4 protein-coding genes are annotated in these 6111 nt (G+C 61.6%); all 4 read right to left on the bottom strand.

The genetic code is table 11. From position 1 onward, the window contains the following. Positions 1-2570: glucans biosynthesis glucosyltransferase MdoH (gene mdoH / locus JZ00_RS20345; protein WP_039592749.1), on the bottom strand; the 2570-nt coding region annotated here is incomplete at its 3' end. Further along, positions 2563-4305, bottom strand: coding sequence for a glucan biosynthesis protein G (locus JZ00_RS20340; RefSeq protein ID WP_235433105.1), 1743 nt, complete (start codon positions 4303-4305; stop codon positions 2563-2565). The genes JZ00_RS20340 and mdoH, both read right to left, overlap by 8 nt. A 350-nt stretch (positions 4306-4655) precedes the next feature. Further along, the gene (gene dtd, locus JZ00_RS20335) at positions 4656-5093 is read right to left on the bottom strand and encodes a D-aminoacyl-tRNA deacylase (RefSeq protein WP_039592740.1); all 438 of its coding nucleotides are present in this window, start codon (positions 5091-5093) and stop codon (positions 4656-4658) included. Further along, positions 5090-6061 carry a prolyl aminopeptidase gene (pip, locus tag JZ00_RS20330; RefSeq protein ID WP_039592739.1) on the bottom strand — a complete coding sequence of 324 codons (972 nt, stop codon included), beginning with the start codon at positions 6059-6061 and terminating at the stop codon, positions 5090-5092. The genes dtd and pip overlap by 4 nt, the downstream gene beginning before the upstream one ends. Between the last annotated feature and the right edge of the window lie 50 nt (positions 6062-6111).

The raw sequence follows: 6111 nt of genomic DNA, 5'->3' as shown, positions 1-6111 counted from the left end.
CAGGCCAGTTGAGGCTGTACGCTCACCGGCTGCAGCGGCAACAACGGTGCGTGCGGGTCAGCCTTCACCGACTCACGCCACGCCGCCAGCCACTCCGGATGCGCCTCGCTCCAGACCTGCTCATGCAGGCGGGACAAGGCCACCGGGTCGCTCAGCAAGGCCAGTCGCTCAGCGTTATTGAGACCAGCAGGGCCGACCTTCAAAGCGTGACGAACGCGCTCGACCCGCAGCCACTCGATGGGCTCGGCCTGGCCGTGACGCGATGTCGCCAATGCGCACGCCAAGGCGTTCTGTCGTGGATCGACCACCGCCCGGATGAAACCGTCGTTCAGCGCGTGCCAACGGTTTTCATGGGTGTACTGGTCTGTCGACAGCAGCTCCTGTGGCGGTGCGTATTCCTCAGGAATGAGGAACAGGCTTTCATCACGGGACTTCAAGCCCAGGCCCACGCGACTGGAAATCACCGAGACCGGGATCGACAGCATCAGCGAGCCGACAATCGGCACCAGCCACCACAGGAAGCTCGGGTTCAGCCAGATCACCAGCAGTGCCCAGAAGAAGCCCAACAGGGTCTGCGGGCCGTGGCGCTTGACGGCTTCGCTCCACGGCGTGGAGTCGTCGTCACGCTTCGGCGAGTTCCAGGTCGCGGCCCAGCCCAGGAAAGCGGCGAGGACGAAGCGAGTGTGGAAGATCATGCGCACCGGCGCCAGCAGCATGGAGAAGAGCATCTCCAGCAGCATCGACAGGGTGACCTTGAACTTGCCGCCGAACTCCGTCGCGCCTTTTGCCCATATCAGCACGATGCTCAAGAGCTTGGGCAGGAACAGCAGCACGATGGTGGTCGAGAACAGCGCGATGGCCTTCTCCGGATGCCATTGTGGCCAGAGCGGATACAACTGGCGCGGCTCCAGGAAGTACTGCGGTTCCATCAGCGTATTCACCGCCAGCAGCGCGGTGGAGAGCACCAGGAAGAAGAACCACAGCGGCGCCGACAGGTAGGACATCACGCCGGTCAGGAACACCGCGCGGTGCACCGGGTGCATGCCCTTGACCAGGAACAGCCGGAAGTTCATCAGGTTGCCGTGGCACCAGCGACGGTCACGCTTGAGTTCGTCCAGCAGGTTCGGCGGCAATTCCTCGTAGCTGCCCGGCAAATCGTAGGCAATCCACACACCCCAACCCGCACGGCGCATCAGCGCGGCTTCGACGAAGTCGTGGGAGAGGATCGCGCCCGAGAACGCACCTTTACCGGGCAACGGCGCCAAGGCGCAGTGGTCGATAAACGGCTTCATGCGGATGATCGCGTTGTGGCCCCAATAGTGGGATTCACCCAGTTGCCAGAAGTGCAGGCCGGCGGTGAACAGCGGACCATAGACGCGGGTGGCGAACTGCTGCATGCGCGCATACAGCGTGTCCATGCCCGAAGCCTTTGGCGCGGTCTGGATGATGCCGGCGTCCGGCGTGGCTTCCATCAGGCGTACCAGGCTGGTCAGGCATTCGCCGCTCATGACGCTGTCAGCGTCGAGCACGACCATGTACTTGTAGTCACTGCCCCAACGACGGCAGAAGTCGTCGAGGTTGCCGCTCTTGCGCTTCACGCGGCGACGGCGACGGCGGTAGAAGATCTTGCCGAAGCCGCCGGTTTCGCGGCAGACATCCAGCCAGGCCTGCTGTTCAGCCACGCAGATATCGGTTTCGTTACTGTCGCTGAGCACGAAGAAGTCGAAGCGATCCAGGTCTCCCGTGGCTGCGACTGACTCGAAGGTGGCGCGCAGGCCGGCGAACACCCGTGGCACATCCTCGTTGCAGATCGGCATCACCAGCGCGGTGCGGGCGTCCTTGGGGATCGGCTCGTTGCCGGCGCTGGCCCCGGAGATACGGTACTTGTCGTGACCGGTGAGCAGTTCGAGGAACCCCATCAGCGCGGTCCAGAAACCAGCCGACACCCAGCAGAACAGAATCCCGAACATGATCAGGATGCTGGTTTGCAGCGCATACGGCAGCACTTGCGTGGCCGTTTGCAACAGCGGCTGGTGCAGCACTTCGTCCAGGTCCACCAGCGACCAGCCCTGGTACGGCATGATGCCTTTCATGTACCAGCCGGCGACGATGGTCTGGCCAAGCATCAGTATCAGCAGGATGTAGCGGCGGATCGACCCCACGGTGCGCCAACGCGCGTGCGGCAATACGCGTTCGTCCTTGGGCGGCTTCGGCGGATTGGTGCGACCGGTCAGGCGGCGCCATGCACGTACCAGGATATTGGTACGCCATGGCTCCGGCACAACCTTGGTCCGGCGAATCGGCGGCGTCGCCTTCAGGCACACCCGGCCGCTGGAATCGAGCGCCAGCATCTCGGCGTCCTCGAGTTCCTCAGCGGTGCTCAGCGTCAAGCGACGACCTACCGAGGCTTGCGCCGACTCGGTGGGTGCATCGAATGTCGAGGAAGCCAGGCGTTCATGCAATTCGCTGAAGGACTTGCAGCCCGCCAGCTCGGCGCGCTGCTCGTCGGTCATCGGCAAATGGGCCAGATACTCGCGAAGAGATTCTGGTTGTACGGGAGTATTACTCATCGGCAGGCAACTGATAGCTCCAGGTCTCGGTCAGGACTTGCTCAGTCTGCTCCGGTTCCTGTGGGGTTGGGGTCGGCTCGGCGGCGGCGGTGGACGCCTTGACGGCCTTGGCTTCTTTTTGCTCGCTGGCTTGCTCGTTGGTCTTCTCTTTCTCGCCCTGCTGCTTGGCGACCTTGTCAGCCTTGGCCAAGGTGGTCACCGAATGCGAGGCGGCCGGCAGTTCAACCGGGACAAGCGGCCGGACCAGGGCGGCACGCATCTCGGTGGACTTGCTCGGGTCCTTGATCTTCAGGCGCAGCGTCAGGCGCCAGCCCTTGGTTTCCGGGTTGTAGCGCACGCTGTTTTCAACGATCTCGCCGTTGTCGCCGACGCTCACCTGGCTGCGCACTTCTGCGTTTTCCGGCAGGGCTTGCAGGGACGGGCCTTCGAAATCGACCAGGTAGGCCACGCTGCCATCCGGCTGACGGATCAGGTTGGACTGCTTGACGTCACCGGTGGAACGCAGGGTCTGCTTGACCCAGGCGCTGTCTGGCGAGTGCAGGCTGGCTTCATCGAGGGTCCAGTGCAGGCGATAGGCGAAGTCCAGCGGCTGGCCTGGCTCAGGCAGTTTTTCCGGGCTCCAGAACGCAACGATGTTGTCGTTGGTTTCGTCGGCGGTCGGAATTTCCACCAGGTTAACGGTGCCCTTGCCCCAGTCGCCTTTTGGTTCGATCCAGGCACTTGGACGCTTGTCGTAGCGATCGTCCAGGTCTTCGTAGTGGCTGAAGTCACGGCCACGTTGCAGCAAGCCGAAACCACGCGGGTTTTCCACCGAGAAGCTGCTTACGGCCAGGTGTTTCGGATTGTTCAGCGCACGCCAGATCCACTCACCGTTGCCGGCATGGATGGACAAGCCGCTGGAATCGTGGAGTTCACGACGATAGTTCAGCACTTTGGACGGTTGGTTGGCGCCGAACAGGAACATGCTGGTCAATGGGGCGATGCCCAGCTTGTTGACCCGATCGCGCAGGAACACACGCGACTTCACGTCGACGACGGTGTCGGTACCTGGACGCAGGGTCAGGCGATAGGCGCCCGTGGCCCGCGGCGAATCCAGCAGGGCGAAGATCACCAGGTGCTTGTCGGTCGGTTTTGGACGCTGGATCCAGAACTCGCGAAAGCGCGGGAACTCTTCACCCGACGGCAGTGCGGTGTCGATGGCCATGCCACGGGCGGACAAGCCGTAGACCTGGCCCTTGCCGATGACGCGGAAGTAGCTCGCGCCCAGCATGGTCATGATCTCGTCTTGCTTGTCGGCCTTGTTGATCGGGTACAACACGCGGAAACCCGCGTAGCCCAGCTGCTCGGTGGCCTTGGGGTCGAACTTTACGTCACCAAAATCGAAGCGCGTCGGGTCGTATTTGATCTCTTCGACGGTGGTCGCGGTGATCTCGTTGATCTTCACCGGCGTATCGAAGTGCATGCCCTGGTGGTAGAAGGACAGCCGGAACGGGGTCTTCTGGTCGGCCCATTCCGCTTTTTCGGTACGGAAACGGATTTTCTGATAATCGGCGAATTTCATTTCGCGGAATTCGTTCGGCAAATTGCTGCGCGGGGCCTCGAACTTCTGCCCGGCCAGTTCTTGCGCTTTTGCCGATACATCATCCAGGCTGAATGCCCACAGTTGGCCGGCGCCAAACAGGCACAACAGGGCCGAGCCCGCTACCAGAGCGTTTCTAAACCGTTTGGCAGTCATTTTTGGTGCATTACAGGGACTAACAATCACGAGCAACCCTCGCCGAATACTGATCAAAAAACCAACGGCCAGATAAAGTATCTACACGGTAACGGCGCTGAAAAACCGTTCCTGCGGACCACTCTTGCCAAGTTGGCGAGCATTGTTCCGACTCCGATGGGACAAAATGATTCCCCAAACGGTTCAGGACAAGTCTCTACCTAAGTCAAATGGACCAGCGAACGCTGGTCCCCCGTAGCGCGCGATTATCTAGTACGCCGCGTGACAACGCATCAGGGCTAGTAAAGTATTTATCGAGAAAACAGCCTGTTTTGCCTCGAAACCGGACCGAAAAGATGTTTCAAACGCTTTCAGGCCTGTAACAGGAAGGTTACCGGGCCATCATTGACCAGATGCACTTGCATGTCGGCGCCGAATCTACCTGATGCCACGGTGCCATGCACCTGTTTCGCCTGGCTGAGCAAATAGTTGAACAACTCTTCGCCAAGGGCAGGAGGCGCGGCGGTGGAGAAACTCGGACGCAGGCCACTTTTGGTATCCGCCGCCAGGGTGAACTGGGAAACCAGGAGCAACCCTCCTGCCACATCCGCCAGGGACAAGTTCATCTTCCCGGCGTCATCGCTGAACACCCGGTAATTGAGCAGCTTGTGCAAGAGCTTGTCTGCATGGGCCCGGGTATCACCGGGCTCGACAGCCACTAGTACCAGCAAGCCATGGTCCACCGCACCGACTATCTCGCCCGCGACTTCTACCCGGGCGCCGCGAACCCGTTGCAGCAGACCTTTCATGCTTCTTCGGGCGGCAGGTCAAGCAGGCGCCGGGCCATTTGCGCGGCCGCGCGCACCAGCGCATCGGTGATCCCTGGCTCCGAGGCTGCGTGGCCGGCGTCGCGAATCACCTGCAGTTCGCTGTTGGGCCAGTTCTGGTGCAGTTCCCAGGCGTTGTCCAGCGGACAGATCACGTCGTAGCGACCGTGCACGATGACGCCCGGCAAATGGGCGATCTTGCCCATGTCGCGAATCAGCTGGTTGGGTTCGAAGAAAGCGTTGTTGGTGAAATAGTGGCATTCGATCCGGGCGATCGACAGGGCGCGCTGCGGTTCGGAGAAGCGGTCGACCACCAACGGGTTCGGGCGCAGGGTCGCGGTGCGGCCCTCCCAGGTCGACCAGGCCTTGGCGGCGTGCATCTGGGCGATCTGGTCGTTACCAGTCAGGCGCTTGTGGAAAGCGCTGAGCAGGTCGTCGCGCTCATCCAGAGGGATCGGCGCGATGTAGTCCTGCCAGTAATCCGGAAACAGGCGACTGGCGCCGGCCTGGTAAAACCACTCGATTTCCTGCGGACGGCAGAGAAAGATCCCACGCAAGATCAAGCCATGTACCCGCTCCGGATGGGTTTGGGCGTAGGCCAGGGCCAACGTCGAGCCCCAGGAGCCGCCGAACAGCACCCATTTTTCGATGCCCAAGTGCTTGCGGATGCGCTCCAGGTCCTCGACCAGATCCCAGGTGGTGTTGTTTTCCAGGCTGGCGTGGGGCGTGGACCGGCCGCAGCCGCGTTGGTCGAAGGTGACGATGCGGTACAGGTTCGGGTCGAAGTAGCGACGGCTCTGCGCATCGCAACCCGCCCCCGGGCCACCATGGATGAACACCACCGGCAGGCCTTCTGGCGAACCGCTCTCATCGACGTAAAGCGTGTGGGTGTCATCGACAGCCAGATCGTGCCGGGCATGGGGTTTGATCTGCGGGTACAAAGTCTGCATTGCGCGCTCCGTAAGGGGTCGAGTCATCCCTGGGGGGACTTCTATTTAGT

The sequence above is a fragment of the Pseudomonas frederiksbergensis genome, from assembly GCF_000802155.2.
In the GTDB taxonomy this organism is placed as follows: Bacteria; Pseudomonadota; Gammaproteobacteria; order Pseudomonadales; family Pseudomonadaceae; genus Aquipseudomonas; species Aquipseudomonas frederiksbergensis_A.
Note: the sequence above shows the minus strand (reverse complement) of the source record. Positions and strands in the feature narration are given on the sequence as shown.

What these genes read in the sequence shown, in the direction of transcription:
- JZ00_RS20340 (WP_235433105.1), bottom strand. Translation starts at nt 4,305, where the DNA reads ATGACTGCCAAACGGTTTAGAAACGCTCTGGTAGCGGGCTCGGCCCTG.
- dtd (WP_039592740.1), bottom strand. Translation starts at nt 5,093, where the DNA reads ATGAAAGGTCTGCTGCAACGGGTTCGCGGCGCCCGGGTAGAAGTCGCG.
- pip (WP_039592739.1), bottom strand. Translation starts at nt 6,061, where the DNA reads ATGCAGACTTTGTACCCGCAGATCAAACCCCATGCCCGGCACGATCTG.